General features: G+C 72.8%; 14 protein-coding genes. 5 read left to right on the forward strand and 9 right to left on the reverse strand.

The features are described 5' to 3' along the window. Positions 1 to 3: 3 nt before the first annotated feature. Positions 4 to 633 carry a TetR/AcrR family transcriptional regulator gene (locus tag LH044_RS08585; protein ID WP_227759614.1) on the reverse strand — a complete coding sequence of 210 codons (630 nt, stop codon included), beginning with the start codon at positions 631 to 633 and terminating at the stop codon, positions 4 to 6. Positions 634 to 749: 116 nt separating this feature from the next. On the opposite strand from LH044_RS08585, the gene LH044_RS08590 reads away from it, so the two are divergent. Beyond that, complete coding sequence (locus LH044_RS08590) at positions 750 to 2,372, forward strand: MFS transporter (protein WP_227759615.1); 1,623 nt, start codon at positions 750 to 752, stop codon at positions 2,370 to 2,372. Positions 2,373 to 2,387: 15 nt separating this feature from the next. On the opposite strand, the gene LH044_RS08595 is transcribed toward LH044_RS08590, so the two are convergent. The 5 genes from LH044_RS08595 to LH044_RS08615 form a co-directional block, all read right to left on the reverse strand. Continuing rightward, positions 2,388 to 3,620, reverse strand: coding sequence for a low temperature requirement protein A (locus tag LH044_RS08595; protein WP_227759616.1), 1,233 nt, complete (start codon positions 3,618 to 3,620; stop codon positions 2,388 to 2,390). Positions 3,621 to 3,708: 88 nt separating this feature from the next. Continuing rightward, on the reverse strand, positions 3,709 to 4,593 hold the full coding sequence (locus LH044_RS08600; RefSeq protein WP_227759617.1) for an alpha/beta fold hydrolase: 885 nt from the start codon (positions 4,591 to 4,593) through the stop codon (positions 3,709 to 3,711). A gap of 127 nt (positions 4,594 to 4,720) precedes the next feature. Further along, positions 4,721 to 5,071 (reverse strand): nuclear transport factor 2 family protein, encoded by a 351-nt coding sequence (locus LH044_RS08605; protein WP_227759618.1) that lies wholly within the window; start codon positions 5,069 to 5,071, stop codon positions 4,721 to 4,723. Between the two features lie 58 nt (positions 5,072 to 5,129). Beyond that, positions 5,130 to 5,885: a VOC family protein gene (locus LH044_RS08610; protein WP_227759619.1), complete on the reverse strand. Its 756-nt coding sequence runs from the start codon at positions 5,883 to 5,885 to the stop codon at positions 5,130 to 5,132. A 57-nt stretch (positions 5,886 to 5,942) separates the two neighbouring features. Further along, positions 5,943 to 6,887 carry an alpha/beta fold hydrolase gene (locus LH044_RS08615; protein ID WP_227759620.1) on the reverse strand — a complete coding sequence of 315 codons (945 nt, stop codon included), beginning with the start codon at positions 6,885 to 6,887 and terminating at the stop codon, positions 5,943 to 5,945. A 207-nt stretch (positions 6,888 to 7,094) separates the two neighbouring features. On the opposite strand from LH044_RS08615, the gene LH044_RS08620 reads away from it, so the two are divergent. Both LH044_RS08620 and LH044_RS08625 read left to right on the forward strand, forming a co-directional pair. After that, positions 7,095 to 7,808 carry a hypothetical protein gene (locus LH044_RS08620; protein ID WP_227759621.1) on the forward strand — a complete coding sequence of 238 codons (714 nt, stop codon included), beginning with the start codon at positions 7,095 to 7,097 and terminating at the stop codon, positions 7,806 to 7,808. After that, positions 7,792 to 9,906: a copper-translocating P-type ATPase gene (locus LH044_RS08625; RefSeq protein ID WP_227759622.1), complete on the forward strand. Its 2,115-nt coding sequence runs from the start codon at positions 7,792 to 7,794 to the stop codon at positions 9,904 to 9,906. The genes LH044_RS08620 and LH044_RS08625 overlap by 17 nt, the downstream gene beginning before the upstream one ends. Before the next feature lie 86 nt (positions 9,907 to 9,992). Here the strand turns inward: LH044_RS08625 and LH044_RS08630 are convergent, their stop codons facing one another. Beyond that, the gene (locus tag LH044_RS08630) at positions 9,993 to 10,787 is read right to left on the reverse strand and encodes a MerR family transcriptional regulator (protein WP_227759623.1); all 795 of its coding nucleotides are present in this window, start codon (positions 10,785 to 10,787) and stop codon (positions 9,993 to 9,995) included. A 44-nt stretch (positions 10,788 to 10,831) separates the two neighbouring features. Here LH044_RS08630 and LH044_RS08635 point away from each other — a divergent pair, with 44 nt between their 5' ends. Then, a complete protein-coding gene (locus tag LH044_RS08635) occupies positions 10,832 to 11,851 on the forward strand; it encodes a phosphotransferase (protein WP_227760088.1) in 1,020 nt (339 codons plus the stop codon). Between the two features lie 45 nt (positions 11,852 to 11,896). Here the strand turns inward: LH044_RS08635 and LH044_RS08640 are convergent, their stop codons facing one another. Together LH044_RS08640 and LH044_RS08645 are read right to left on the reverse strand one after the other, a co-directional pair. Next, the gene (locus LH044_RS08640) at positions 11,897 to 13,180 is read right to left on the reverse strand and encodes a sensor domain-containing phosphodiesterase (protein ID WP_227759624.1); all 1,284 of its coding nucleotides are present in this window, start codon (positions 13,178 to 13,180) and stop codon (positions 11,897 to 11,899) included. 95 nt (positions 13,181 to 13,275) lie between these two features. Then, the gene (locus LH044_RS08645; RefSeq protein WP_227759625.1) at positions 13,276 to 14,241 is read right to left on the reverse strand and encodes a CE1 family esterase; all 966 of its coding nucleotides are present in this window, start codon (positions 14,239 to 14,241) and stop codon (positions 13,276 to 13,278) included. A gap of 160 nt (positions 14,242 to 14,401) precedes the next feature. Between LH044_RS08645 and LH044_RS08650 the strand changes: the two genes are divergently transcribed. Next, on the forward strand, positions 14,402 to 14,839 hold the full coding sequence (locus tag LH044_RS08650) for a PPOX class F420-dependent oxidoreductase (protein WP_227759626.1): 438 nt from the start codon (positions 14,402 to 14,404) through the stop codon (positions 14,837 to 14,839). The last annotated feature ends 30 nt before the right edge of the window (positions 14,840 to 14,869 follow it).

A 14,869-nucleotide genomic window follows, 5' to 3' on the forward strand; every position in this document is an offset into this window, starting at 1 on the left:
CCGTCAGCCGGACGGGGCCCGCAGCCCGTCGACCATCAGGGCGAAGAGCCGTTCGGTGAGCGCCGAGCGCTCGTCGGCGTCATCGGTGGCGGAGACGAGCGCGTTGACGAGCCGCACGAGGTCCTCGGCGTCGACGTCGGTGCGAGCCGACCCCTCGGCCTGGGCGCGCTCGAGCAGCTGGGCCCCGACGGCGCGCATCTGCGCGCACGCCGGCTCGTGCTGCCCGTCCTCGCCGTCGACGTCGAGCAGGTCGATGACGACCGACCCCGCCAGCCCCTGGCACGCCGACGCGTTCGTGAGGTGCGCTCGCAGCCAGGTCGCGAGCGAGTCGAACGCGTCGGGCGCGGTCAGCAGCTCGTCGCCCAGTGCGCTGAGTCCGGCGATGCGATCCCGGAACACCGCTTCGAGCAGCGCCTCGCGCGTCGGGAAGTGGCGGTAGAGCGTCCCGATCCCCACCCCGGCGCGCTTGGCGACGTCCTCGAGCGAGGCCTCGGGTCCGGACCGCTCGAACGCCTCGGTCGCGGCGGCCAGCAGGCGCGCCCGGTTCCGGGCCGCATCGGCGCGCAGCGGTCGCGCCGCCGGTCCGGCCGCCTCCGTCGCCTCGCTCGTCGTGGTGGTGCGGACCGCGCCCACGTCACCTCCTGAAGAGAACCGTTGCCAAGCGGAGGGTGCCTCCGTATAGTTCCGGAGGCCCCGTCCGTTTTCACGATACCGCTGCGCTCCCCCCGGCGCAGCCCGAGGAGGGATCCATGTCCGCAGAAGCCGCCGTGCCGGTCGACGTCGACCGGTCGTCCGACACCCCACCCGAGTTCGCCCGCAGGAACCTGATCCTCGCCGTCATGTGCCTCGCGCTCGTGATGGTCGTCTCCGGCGTCTCCATGATCACGAACGCGCTGCCGCACCTCGCCGCCGGCATCGGCGCGAGCCAGTCCGACCAGCAGTGGATCATCGACGCGTACGGCCTGACGCTCGCCGCCCTCCTCCTCCCCGCCGGGGCGCTCGGCGACCGGTACGGACGGCGGGGTGCGCTCATCGCCGGCGTCGCCGTCTTCGGGACGACGGCCCTCCTGTCGGTCTGGGTCGACACGCCCACGCAGCTCATCGCCCTGCGGGCGGCCATGGGCATCGGCGCCGCGCTGATCATGCCCGGCACGCTCTCGACGATCACGAGCGTGTTCCCGCCCGAGGAGCGGCCCAAGGCGGTCGGCATCTGGGCGGGCTTCGCCGGCGCAGGCGGCACGCTCGGCATCCTGATGTCGGGCGCCCTGCTGGAGCGGTTCTCGTGGAGCTCGATCTTCGTCGTGACGGCCGCGCTGGCGGTGGTGACGCTGATCGGCGTCGTGCTCGTCGTGCCCTCGACGCGGGCCTCCGAGCACGTCGGCCTCGACCCCGCCGGCACCGTCCTGTCGGCCGTGGGGATCGGCGCCCTCGTCTTCGGGATCATCGAGGGCCCTGTGAAGGGCTGGTCGAGTGCGACCACGCTCACCGGCCTCATCGCCGGCGTGGTGCTCGTCGTGGCGTTCCTCGTCGTCGAGCTCCGGACCGAGCACCCGCTGCTCGACCCGCGCCTGTTCCGGTTCCGTGGCTTCGCCACGGGGTCGGCCTCCTTGTTCCTGCAGTTCTTCGCCATGTTCGGGTTCTTCTTCGTGGCGCTGCAGTTCCTCCAGCTCGTGCTCGGCTACAGCACCTTCGTCGCCGCGCTCGCTCTGATGCCGATGACCGCCGTCATGCTGCCGTTGTCGTCGGTGTCCGGGACGCTGTCGGAGCGGTACGGGCACAAGCTCGTCGGCGGCGCCGGGCTCGCGATCTCAGCGGTCGGCTTCGCGATGTTCGCCGCCGTCGGGCGGAGCGATTCGTACTGGGGATTCCTGGTGTCGACGGTGATCGTCGGTGCCGGCGCTGCACTGGCGATGACGCCGGCGACCAACGCCATCGTCGCCTCGCTCCCCCGTTCGAAGCAGGGCGTCGCGTCGGCGGTCAACGACACGGCTCGCGAGCTCGGCGCCGCGTTCGGCGTCGCCGTGCTGGGCAGCGCGTTCAACGTCGGCTACCGCGACGACATCGCCGGCGACCTCGGCGGCCTGACGTCCGAGGTCGCACGACAGGCCCGGGAGGCTCCCGCCATCGCGCTGCAGATCGCCGACGCCGCCGGCGACTCGGCGCTCGCCGACGCCGCTCGCCACGCCTTCTCCTCCGGCATGCGGTACGCCACGCTGCTCGGCGCGGCACTGCTCCTCTTCGGAGCGGTCTTCGTCTGGGTCCGCGGCGACTCGGTCGAGGACGAGGCCGAGGAGGACGCCCTCGACCGGCCCGAGGACGGCTCCGGCGACGACCACGCCGCCCAGGCGGACGCCTCGCAGGTCAGCGCCTGAGCCGGCCTCCGGAGGTCAGGACTCCACCGGCGCATCGGCGACCGGGCTGCTGCCGATCTCGGCCTCCTCCATGCCGTGCCGCAGGCGGTAGCGCCGCTCGTCGTAGACGAAGACCGCCTCGTACGCGATGACCGCCCAGACCACGACGTTCAGGAGGATGATCGCGACGAGGGCGTCCACGCGGACACCGACCGCCACCATGCCGACCAGCAGCACCGCCGCCACGAGGCGCTCGACGTTCACGGAACGGGCGTTGCGGAGGCGGAGTGCGACGTGGGCGAGCAGGTAGAGGGAGGCACCCCCGTACAGCGCGACGACGTGGACGAGGTCGAGCGGTTCCTCGATCTCCGCGAGCACTCCCTCCATGCCGAACGCGAGCAGCACGATCCCCGCGATCATCGGGAAGTGGAGGAACGAGTACGAGTCGCGCGCCAGCTTCGTCCGGTCCCTCCCCTCCGGCGCCTTCTGGAGCCGTTGCTCCGTGACGAGCGAGACGACGTCGAAGTACATCCACCACAGCGCCGCGGCGACCGTCGCTCCGAGGCACGCGCCCACGACGACCGGGGCTGACAGCGCGACCGTCACCCCGGTCCCGATGGCCACGATCGACTCACCCAGGGCGATGATGATCACGAGGTTGTGCCGCTCCGCGAAGTGCGAGGGCAGGATCGGCCAGCTCGGATCTCCGAGGAGGACCGCGAACCCGTCGACCGCGATGGCGGCGAGCCACAGCGCCACCTGGGCGGCGCCGGTCGTGAACGTCGACGCGCCGAGGAGCGCGATGACGAGGACGGTGCTGATCGCGAAGCGCCCGACCGCTCGCCGGATGCCGGCCCGGCGTCGGGCCGCTGACACGTACAGGCCGATGTGCACGAGCCGGACCACGGCGTAGGCCACCGCGAAGTCGGCGGCCCGCTCGCCGAACGCCTCCGGGATGGAGATCGCGACGATCAGCAGAGCGACGGTGGCGCCGAGCATCGCCATCCGGACCCAGCCCTCCTCCGGCTCCACCACGCTCGTCACCCAGGCGAACAGCTCCCAGGCCCACCAGAGGGTGGCCAGCACGAGCAGGGCGTGCCCGACGCCGGCCCAGCCCGGGTTCGCGACCATCGACGCCGTGCACTGCGTGAAGCCCAGGACGAAGACGAGATCGAAGAAGAGCTCGATGGGGACGACGGACTCCCGATCGCGCAGCTCGATCGCACCGCCCTGCTCTCCCGGCACAACTTCGGCCGCGTCGTCGTCCACGGCTCCCAGACCTACCCGCCTGCACGGACCTCCGAACCCGGAGTGCTGCGTGGGGCAGTGACGTCGCGGGCGACGGCGTCGGTCTGCGTCAGATGTCGGGCCGATGGGACTCGACGGCGGCGGCGACCTCGTCGGGCGCCTCGAGCGTCGGCCAGTGGCCCACGTCGGCGAGCGGCAGGAGCGTGGCGTCGGGCATCCGCTCCCGGAGCCGCTCCATCACGTGGGCACCGGAGACCGGATCGAGATCGCCCCACACGAAGGTCATCGGCAGGCCCGATCGCTCCAGGGCGCCGCGCCATCGATCGGCGTGCTCCTTCCGGTCGTCCATGTAGTGGAGGAGCTCGTGGGCCATCGCCGACCCGCCGTCCCGTGACAGCCCCACCCACATCTCGTGGACCACCTCGTCGGTGAGCGGCACCCGCTCGCCCCACGTGACCTCGATCCCGCTGCGGAAAAGCTCCTCGGTCATCGACGCCGCGACCTCGGCACCGTGATCGGGATCCCGGAGGAGCTGCTGGCCGACCGTCGGACGGTGGAGGTCCGGGTAGAGCCCGCCGTTGTGCCAGACCGCAGCGGTGACGTCGACGGCGAGCCCGCCCTCGGCACGACGGGCCAGCAGCTCCTGGCCCACCGACACCCCGTAGTCGTGGGACTGGAGGACGGTCGAGGCGACGCCCAGCTCCCGCCACGCCGCCTCGACGGCGTCGGCCTGGCGGTGGATGGTCAGCCGATCCCCTCGGGGCTTGTCAGAGGCACCGAACCCGATGAGGTCGATCGCGACGAGGCGCCAGCCGCCGAGCCGTTCCCACACCGGTTCGATGTCGTGGGTCGACGACGGGTAGCCGTGGCAGTAGGTCAGCACCGGGTCGTCCGGGTCGGCGTCGCCCCACGACGCCGAGTCGTAGAGGGCGACCGACAGGCCGTCGACCGGCAGGCGCGTGGACCGCGCCGCCCACTCCTCGAAGCTGCTCATGGGCCACGTCTAGCACTCGGGCCGACGGGGATCTCCGCCGTCCGAGATCTGCGGGCGGATCGCCTGCGTCAGCCGGACCCTTCCCGGAGGCGGTGCCGGTCCGGCTGCGACGTCGGGATCCGGGCGCTCAGTCCCCGAGATCCACGTTGTACGAGGTGATCGAGACGAGCAGGCCGGCGCGGAACCCGTACACGTCGCACGAGGCCACTACGGCGGTGCTCCCTCCCTCGACGTAGGTGCCGGTCGTCTCGACCACCACGTCGTCGCCCGCCGTGATCGTCCGATCGATCGACACCGTCGCGTCGATGCCGGCGAAGTACGCGCTCGCCCGGTCACAGGTCGCCACGACCTCATCGCGCCCCACGTGCTCGTCACCCCCGACGTTGCGCCAGCGGATGTCGGGGCTCAGGTGCTCGTACGTCTCGCCGAAGCGGTGCAGCGAGAACGCCGAGGCGATCGCGACCGGGCTGGGTTCCATGATCGTTCCTCCGGGGTCCGGCGAGATGGGTCAGGAGAGGGAGATGGGTCAGGAGAGGTCAGGGCCGGGGTGAGAGCACGCAGAGCTCGTTGCCCTCCGGGTCGGCGAGGACGACCCACGACTCGTCGCCCGTCTGGCCGATGTCGGCACGCCTGGCGCCGAGGGCGACGAGCCGGTCGACCTGGGCGCCCTGGTCGTCCTGCGGTCCCGGCGCCACGTCGATGTGGATCCGGTCCTTGGCGTCGCCCCGGGGCATGGTCGGACGAGTGATGATCTCGAGCGGGGTGCCGCCGTCAGGAGGGGTGAGCACGACGTAGTCGGGGTCGTCGCGGGTGACCGTCCAACCGGTCGCAGCCGCCCACAGGTCCCGGAGCGCCGCAGCGTCGTGGGCGGCGAGGGTGTAGCCGGCGATCGTGCCGAGGTGGGCGTACTCGGGCCTGGGGTCGAGCACGCAGAAGTGGTTCCCCTCGGGGTCGGCGAGGACGGTGAAGGGCGCGTCGGGGGCCTGGCCCACGTCCGCCCGGGTGGCGCCCATGTCGATGAGGCGCGCCACGGTGGCCTCCTGGTCGGCCGTCGACGAGCTGTTGAGGTCCAGGTGGATCCGTTCCTGACCGCCGTCGGGATCACCGTCGCCGACGAACGACAGCTCCGGGTAGGGGTGGCTGCCGTCGGGGTCGACCCGCTCGCAGAGGTTCACCTCGCCGCCGTCGGCGTCCTCGGAGCACACCACCCACCCCAGCGCCTCGGCCCACCATCCGGCGAGCGCCTTCGGATCTCTGGCATCGACGGTGAAGCTCTCGAGGCGCAGCGCCATGGGCACCCTCGTACCCGCCCGACGGTCCCGGCACTCGTCGCGTCGGGCTCGCACCGGTCAGCGCAGCAGCGCCCGCAGGTGCTCGACGACGATCCCGGGTCGATCCACCTGGATGTGGTGGCCCGAGGCGGGCACCTCCACGAGACGGGACGCCGACGACAGCGAGACCCAGTGCACCTGTCCGTCGTGCCAGGTCTCGGCGAGGCGTCGGGCCGGCTCGACGGCGAGGCCGGGATACGACACCTCGGCCCGGGTCAGGACGCGCATCGGGAGGTCACCGAGCGTGCCGATCGCCGCCGCCTCCGAGAACGCCCTTCGGCCGTCCAGTCGCTCCGGGTTCCCGCTCGCCGCAGCGATCGTGGCGCAGGTGTCCCGGAACCCGCGGGCCGTCTCGGAGCCGTCGTCCGGGACGGAGCACACGGCGTCCGGCCAGGCGGGCGGGCTGGCGTCGATCAGCAGGAGCCCGGCGACGTCATCGGGGAACCGGGATGCGAAGAGCACCGCCTCGTCGCCTCCGAACGAGTGCCCGGCGACGACGTACGGCCCGCGCTCCCCTGCCGCGTCGAGCGCGTGGTGGAGGTCGGCGGCCTGCGTGGCGAAGGTCTGGTCGCTCGGCGGGGTGTCGCTGGTCCCCGTGCCGAGGCGGGACGCCAGGCACACGCGAGCCCGGTCCCGCAACTCCGGCGTGATGGCTCCCCAGCTGTCGCCCGCGTCGCCGAAGCCGGCGAGCAGCAGCACGGTGGAGGAGCCCTCGCCGGTGCAGGTGAGGTGCATCCGGGCAACGCCGGGTCCGACGGGGACGAGCCGGTCGATTTCGCCGGTCGGTCGAGCTCGTCTCGATGAGGGTTCGGCCGCCGGCGCGTGGTCGGCGGTCTCGTGGTCGACGGTGTCGAGTTCGGCGGGCTGGTGGCCGGCGGCCTCGTCCACGGACTGCCGTGCGCAGCCGACGAGTGCAGCGGCGAGCACCACGGCGGTGAACATCAGCGTGCGTCGGGTCGTCATCTCCATCGATCCTCCTCGGTACCCCTGGGGGGTATGGCGTGAGATCGATCCTGTGCCGGCGCGGGCGTGAGCACAACGACAGCTGTGTGCCGATCTCTGCCATCCACGACCGTGCCGCCCGCCCTTGACCCATATACCCCCCGGGGGTATCTTGCGAACACAGCCCGGGGCGACGACGTCCCCGGCGATCAACGAGGGGGACGCACCATGTCCAGCACCACCGCAACCGCCATCGCCCCGGCCCGTCGAGGGGTCTGGCTCCTGCCCGCCGCAGCCGCCATCACCTTGTGGGCCACCTTCGAGCACCAGCCCGATGTGAGGTCGCAGTTCGACGACTGGGCCCGGTTCGTCACCACGGACAGGTTCCTGGCGACCCACCTGATCGGCAGCATCGTCGGCCAGGCGCTGTGGATCCTCGGCGCCGCGGCGCTCGCCGCCATCTCGCTCGCCGCCGGTCGCCGCGTTCGTTCGGCGATCGCCGGGCTCGTGGCCATGACCGTGGGCGGCGCCGGCCTCATCGCCGGCTTCGGCGTCGCCGCGTTCGCCCAGCCCGCCATCGGCCACCTCGAGCTCGCCGGTGTCGCCGGCGCCCACGACGTGTACGACGACGTCTACGGCATCCCCACGTTCGTCACGCTCGTCGGCGGCGGCGTCCTGTTCGCCGTCGCGACCGTGCTCATCGCCCGAGCCGCCGCGGCGGTCGACGGCGTGCCGCGCTGGGCCGCCATCGCCTTCGGCGCCGCCGGCCCGTTCATCGGGTTCCTCGGCATCGCGGTCGGACCGCTGCAGACCGTCGGTTCCCTCGCCGCCCTCGCCGGCGGCGTCGCCATCGCCCTCGCCGTGCACCGCTTGAACCCCGCCCGCGACGCGGTTGGGATGGAGCCCACCGTCGGAGGAAGCACCCATGTCCCCGTCGCCTGACACCGACCACCACGCAGCGCTCGACGGCGGCCTCGCGACCGCCCCAGCGCCCGACGCCCACGGCGATCACCGCCACGCCGACCACGGCGCGGGTCATGCAGGCCACGGCGCTCACGGAGGCCACGACGAGCACGCCGGTCACGACCCGGAGATGTTCCGGCGCCGGTTCTGGGTCTCGCTGCTGCTGACGATCCCACTCGTCGTGACCAGTGAGATGGTCATGGACTGGTTCGGCTACGCCCTGGAGTTCCCCGGCATCGACTGGGTCGGCCCGGTCCTGGGCTCCGTCGTCTTCGTGTGGGGCGGGTGGCCGTTCCTCCAGGGCGGGTGGCGAGAGATCCGTGACCGCCGGCCCGGGATGATGCTGCTGATCTCGATGGCGATCAGCGTCGCCTACGTGGCGTCGATGGTCACCAGCTTCGGCTGGTTCGACCTCGACTTCTGGTGGGAGCTCGCTGCGCTGGTGACCATCATGCTGCTGGGCCACTGGCAGGAGATGAAGGCGATCGGCCAGGCCCGAGGCGCGCTGGCGGCGCTGGCGGAGCTCATCCCCGACGACGCCGAGGTGGTCGGGCCCGACGGCGGCGTGACGACGGTCGCGATCGGCGAGCTGGCCGTCGGCGACACCGTGCTGGTCCGCTCCGGCGGCCGCGTGCCCGCCGACGGGCAGATCGTCGACGGCGCGGCCGAGCTCGACGAGTCGATGATCACCGGCGAGTCGCGCCCGGTCGCCAAGGCGGCCGGCGACGACGTGGTGGCGGGCACCGTCTCGACGGACTCGGCGCTGCGGGTCCGGGTCACCGCGGTCGGCGACGACACCGCCCTCGCCGGGATCCAGCGCATGGTCGCCGACGCGCAGGCATCGAGCAGTCGGGCCCAGGTGCTCGCGGATCGGTTCGCGGCGCTCCTCTTCTACGTCGCGACGGCTGCCGCCCTGCTGACCTTCATCCTCTGGGCGGCGCTCGGCGACATCGACGCCGCGGTGGTCAAGACCGTCACGGTGCTGGTCATCGCGTGCCCGCACGCGCTCGGTCTCGCGATCCCGCTCGTGATCGCGATCTCCACGGCGGTGTCCGCCCGGGCGGGGATCCTCGTCAAGGACCGCCTCGCACTCGAGCGGATGCGCACCGTCGACGCCGTCCTGTTCGACAAGACCGGGACCCTCACCAAGGGCGCCCACGTCGTCACGGGTGTCGCGGCGACCGACGGCGTCTCCGAGGCGGAGGTCGTCGCCATCGCCGGTGCCGTGGAGAGCGACAGCGAGCACCCGCTCGCCCGAGCGATCACGGCCCGCGCCACCGCAGCGGGCGAGCTGCCGACGGCGACGGACTTCCGCTCCCGCACGGGCCGAGGCGTCGAGGCGACCGTCGACGGCGTCGGGTACTCCGTCGGCGGACCAGCCCTGCTGCGCGAGCTCGACGCCGACGTGCCGCCGGACCTCGAGGCGCCCGCAGCGGAGTGGTCCGGCCGGGGGGCAGCCGTGCTGTACCTGTTCCGGGGCGACGACATCCTCGGCGCCTTCGCCCTCGAGGACGAGATCCGTCCCGAGGCCCGCCAGGCGGTCGGCGAGCTCAAGGACATGGGGATCGAGGTCGTCATGATCACGGGCGACGCCCAGCAGGTCGCCGACGCCGTCGGCGCCGAGCTCGGGCTCGACCGGGTCGTGGCCGAGGTCCTCCCCGAGGACAAGGACCGAGCCGTCGCAGAGCTCCAGCACCAAGGGCTGAGGGTCGCGATGGTCGGTGACGGCGTGAACGACGCACCGGCGCTCGCCCGCGCCGACGTCGGCCTCGCCATCGGCGCCGGCACCGACGTGGCCATCGAGTCCGCCGGGGTGGTGCTCGCATCCAGCGACCCTCGGGCCGTCACCGGGGTCGTCCGCCTGTCGCGGGCCTCCTACCGGAAGATGGTCCAGAACCTCGGGTGGGCCGCCGGCTACAACGTCGTCGCCATCCCGCTCGCTGCCGGCGTCTTCGCCTGGGCCGGGCTCGACCTCTCACCCGCCGTCGGGGCGATCCTCATGAGCCTGTCGACCATCGTCGTGGCCCTCAACGCCCAGCTGCTCCGCAGGGTCCAGCTGCAACCCGGCGAGCGCTGACGACACCCCACAGCCACGCTGACGGCACCCAGGGATCGCCGCCGACCGGGTTCCCCGCACGTGGCCGCCGCCGGCCGTGGGCGCCGTCAGGCGTCCGCGGCGGGGGTGCTCGGCCGCCCGGCGGGCGTCGCGACCGTGCCCAGCCGGGCGGCCTCGATGGCGTTCGCGAGCTCGGCGGGGACCGTCGGGTCGGCGAGGAGGTGGCGGCCGACGCGGTCGATCGCGTGGGTGGCGATCGCCCGCGCCAGGAGGATGCGACCGGTGCGCAGCAACGCCTCCCTGTCCGCAGGATCGCTCCCGAGCAGGGCGGCGACCGCCCCCGACGCGGCCCGGCCCACCTCGTCGGCCGCGGACGTCACGGCCTCGGCGACGTCCAGCGCGGCGTCGACCCCGACCCCGGCACCCACCGTGTCGGACACGAGCTGCAGGAGCGCCGGGCTCCGCACGACGAAGCCGTCGCGGCGCGGCCACAGCAGTCCGACGTCCACCGCGCGCCGCATCAGCGGCGGCGCATCGGCGATCTGCGGGACGAGGTCGTGGAGCTGCCGGGCGGTCAGCTCGAGCGGTGCCTCGTCGGCGGGCGCACCGATGGCGCCCCTGACGCCGAGGACGTCGCGCAGGCCGGCGCCGCGGTCCCACGCATCGAAGAGGTCGCGGATCGCGGCGATCGAGTAGCCGCGGTCCTGGAGGCGGGCGATGTCGGCGAGCCGGTCGACGTGGGACCGGTCGTAGATCCCCACGCGCCCGACCTTCCGGGGCGGGTGCAGGACTTTCCACGTCTGGTACTCCCGGATGGTGCGGACGGGCACGCCGGTGCGCGCCGACAGCTCGTCGACCCGGAGGGCCTCGCCGTCGGTCGCTGATCCGTCGTCGTGATCCACCACCCTCGACACTACCGGTGATCACCGTTACGGTAAACACCGTGATGATCTCGGCCGACACGGCGACGGCCCTCCTCGAGGCGCTGCGATCCTCGGTCGGCGATCCGGCCCTCTGCTACCGCAGCGCGCCGGCGCCGCTCGCCGGCGGGTTCTACGCCGAGATGCTCCGGTTCCGACTCGACGGCGCTCCGCCCGAGCTCGATCGTGAGCTGGTGGCCCGCATCGTGCCGAACCCCGAGCTCGGCCGGTTCGAGGCCGCGGTCCAGGGCGGCGTGGCCGACCAGGGCTTCCCCACCCCGGTCGTGCGCCTGACCTGCGACGAGCACTCCCCGCTCGGGAGGTTCCTCGTCGTCATGGACCTCGTCGACGGCCACCCTCCGCTCGCCGGGCTCGGCGCGGCGAAGGTGCTCACCGGCCTGCCGACCCTCGTCCGCCACCTCCCCGACCAGCTCGCCGGGATCGCGGCGCGCCTCCACGCGCTCGATCCCGACCCCGTCGAGGAGCGCATCACCACCGCGCGGACCGACGTGCCCTCCACCACGACCGGCTTCGTCGAGCACCAGGTCACCGTGGCGCGCTCGCTCGACGCCGGTGCCCTCGTCGCCGCAGGTGAGGACCTCCTGGCGACCATGCCCACCGGTGCCCTCCGCGTCGTGACGCACGGTGACCTGCACCCCTTCAACCTGCTGGAGGGACCGCACGGAACCATCCTCATCGACTGGACCCTCGGGGCGATCGCGCACCCCGCCTTCACGCTGTCCTTCACGCAGCTGCTGCTCGACCACCCGCCCGTCGGCCTCCCGCGAGCGGCTGCCGGAGCGCTCCGACCGATCACCAGGCGCATGTCCGCGCGGTTCCTCGACTCGTACCGCCGCCGCGCCCCGGACGCCGCGGCGCACCTCGATGCCGACCAGATGGCCTGGCACCGCAAGGTGCACGCGCTGCGGATCCTCGTGGAGATCGAGGGGTGGGACGCCGGGGCCGGCCGACCACCGGGCCACCCGTGGACCTCGCTCGAACCGGTCGCCCGGTCGATCCTGGCGCTGCCTCCGCTGAGCGGCTGACGGGCCGCCGTCGTCCGGCGCGAGGACCTGGACGTCGTCGCGCGGCTAGCGGCCCTGCGACACCGACTCGGTGAGGGCGACCCGCCGCAGCAGCGACTCGGCAGCGAGCTCCACCAGAGATCGGTCGTGGGTGACGACGTAGTCGAACCGTCGGTCCCCGTCGGCGACGCCGGAGTCGCCGGAGTCGCCGGAGTCGCCGAGGTCCTTCGCCAGCAGCGCGCCCGCGTAGTGCGGGCCGAGCACGACGACGCTCCACTCCCCCGCCAACGGGTCGCCGCCGATCAGCAGACCGCCCCGCACGCCCGGGACCGGGGCCGGGGCCATGTCGACCCCCAGCGCGGCGACGAGCGCGCACCGTTCGGCGAGGCGTGCGTACCGCCGTGCGGTCGCTGCGGTGAAGTGACGAGCGTGCTGGAACGCGCTGAGGACCATCGGCGTCCCCGGATCGGCGCCCGCCTGCTCCTCGAGGTGGTGGGAGATCTGCAGCAGGACGTCCTTGCGGGCCGATCGGATGTGCTGGCCCGTGGCCACCACGGCGTCGTAGGGCGAGAGGGCGATCGTGCGTCCCGGGTCGACCGGGCGGATCGCCAGCTCCTGCACCGACCCGCCGTCGAGCTCCTGAGCATCGGCAGGGCGGCCGAAGTGGAAGCCCTGCCCGAGGGACGCACCGAGCGAGATCGCACGCTCGACGTGCTCGTCGGACTCGATGCCCTCCGCGAGCACCACCGTGCCGCGCCGCTCCGACTCCGCCATCACCGCGGCCATCGTGCGGCCGAGATCGCGGTCGGGCCGGCCGTGGATCAGCCCCATGTCCAACTTGATGACATCCGGGCGGATGACGGGCAGGAAGGCGAGGGAGGCGGCTTCGACACCGACGTCGTCCAGCGCGACGAGCCATCCGTGCTCTCGGGCGGCGGCGATGCCGGCCAGCAACGTCGCGGGGGCGCGGTCGATCGCCCGCTCCGTCACCTCGAGGACGACGGTGCGATCGCCCGCAGCGGCGATGGGAGCGGTCCGTCCGACGACGGCCGAGGTCAAGGTGGACGGCTCCACGTTCACGAACAGACCGCACCCGGGCGGGAGCTCGACCGCTCGATCGATCGCCCTGCTCAGGCACAGCTCGTCGAGCTCCAGCTGACGACCGCTGTCCCGTGCGGCCGCGAACAGCAGGTCGGGTCGCTCGAGCGGCGAGCCGGCAGGGCCGCGCGACAGCGCCTCGTACGCCACGACGCCGCGGGCGTCGAGGTCGACGATGGGTTGGAACACCGTTCGGATGGACGCGTCGCCCAGCACCTGGTCGATCCGGGACGCGTCAACGATGGGCCTCACCGCACTCCATCGGCACGTGCGGGCTCGGCACGAGGCCTCGACCGGGTGGACCGCCGGCCACCCACCGATGCGGCGGCGGCCGCGGGGCGCGTCGGCTACAGGTGGTGCTGGCCGAAGAAGTCCCAGATGACGTCCGTGGCGTCGATCGAGCTCGCCGTCGGTCCGACGATGCCGCCGATCCAGCTGAAGAACTGGCTCCCCGGCCACGAATGGCCGCCGCCGCCGATGCGGTAGGACTCGACTGCGGAACCGACCGCTCCGCAGTCCCACACCGTCCGGATGATGGGGCCGTGCGTGCTCGGGTCGGGATCGGGTCGCAGCGTGGTGGTCGACGGCTCGTCGACGCACCCGTACTTCGTGGCGATCGCCTGCGGCACGGCCGCGTAGGCCGGGTACGGCAGGATCGGGTCGCTGGTGCCGTGGAACGTCACGAACGGGACCCGGCGCTCGGTGGCGGTGCACGGGTTCCTGATGCCGGCCACCGGCGCCGCCGCGGCGAACGTGTTGGCCCGCATGCACATGAGCATCGAGGTCATGAACGCCCCGTAGGACAGACCGGTGATGTAGAGCCGCGACCGATCGATGCACATCGACGTCTCGAGCCGGTCGACGAGCGCATCGACGAACCGCAGGTCGGGGTTGGCCTCCTGCAGGGAGACGTCCCAGTAGATGCCGTCGTCGGACCCGATCGGGTACGCCACCGCGAACCCCTCGGCGCCCGCCTTGGCGCTGAACTGCGTGGCGAACGGGTGCGTGCCGGCCCAGCCCTCGAGCAGGCCGTGGAAGTCGAGCACCAGGGGGACCGGAGCGGTCGTGCCCACCACGTGCTCGGGCGGCACCGTGATCGTGTACCGCCGGACGACGCCGTCGACCGACACGGTGTCGGCGGCGTCGGTGACCGGGCCCTGGGTCGTGGTCCCGCAGCCGGCCGACGGGCCGGTCGCACCGGGCGGCGGGCGCGTCGCCACCGGCGACGCCGGACCGCCGGGTGTCGCACCGCAGCCCGCCGCGACCACGGCGAAGGCGGCCACCACCGCCATCACGATCGAGCGTCTCCCCACGCCGCCTCCCCTCGTCGATTCCGACGCTACCCACAGATGACGGGCCCTTGCGCCGGCATCGTCGTGCACGGTCGACGACGACCACCAGCGCGACGCGCACGATCCCGGACGCGCCACCCCGCCCGAGTGCCAAGCTGGTGCGAACGACAAAGGGGGGACGATGAAGGTGCTCCGCTCGATCCCGGCTCCGGCCCAGGCGCTGTTGGGCTCCAACGCCCTGGCCCACGTCGTCACGCTCAACCCCGACGGCACCCCACAGGTCTCCGTCGTGTGGTGCGGGGTGCGCGACGAGCAGGTCCTGTTCTGCACCGAGGCCGACACCGCGAAGGTCCGCAACATCCGTCGCAACCCTCGCGTGGTGCTCTCGATCGAGGACGAGGCCCGCAACGCCGCCGGCACCCAGCAGCACCTCGTGATCCAGGGCGATGCGACGGTGCTCGGCCCTGCGGACAAGGAGCTCTGCGACGAGCTCTGCCGGGTCTACGCCGGGCGTCCCGACCACGACCTGAACCTCCGCTCCTCGCCGACCGCCGTGACCGTCGCGGTCGACGTCCAGCGCATCGGCGGCAACGGGCCCTGGACCGAACCGGCCCGCTGACGCCGCCGGCGCATCGGGGCTAGAACTCTG

It is taken from the genome of Dermatobacter hominis (assembly GCF_020715685.1).
Lineage (GTDB): Bacteria > Actinomycetota > Acidimicrobiia > Acidimicrobiales > Microtrichaceae > Dermatobacter > Dermatobacter hominis.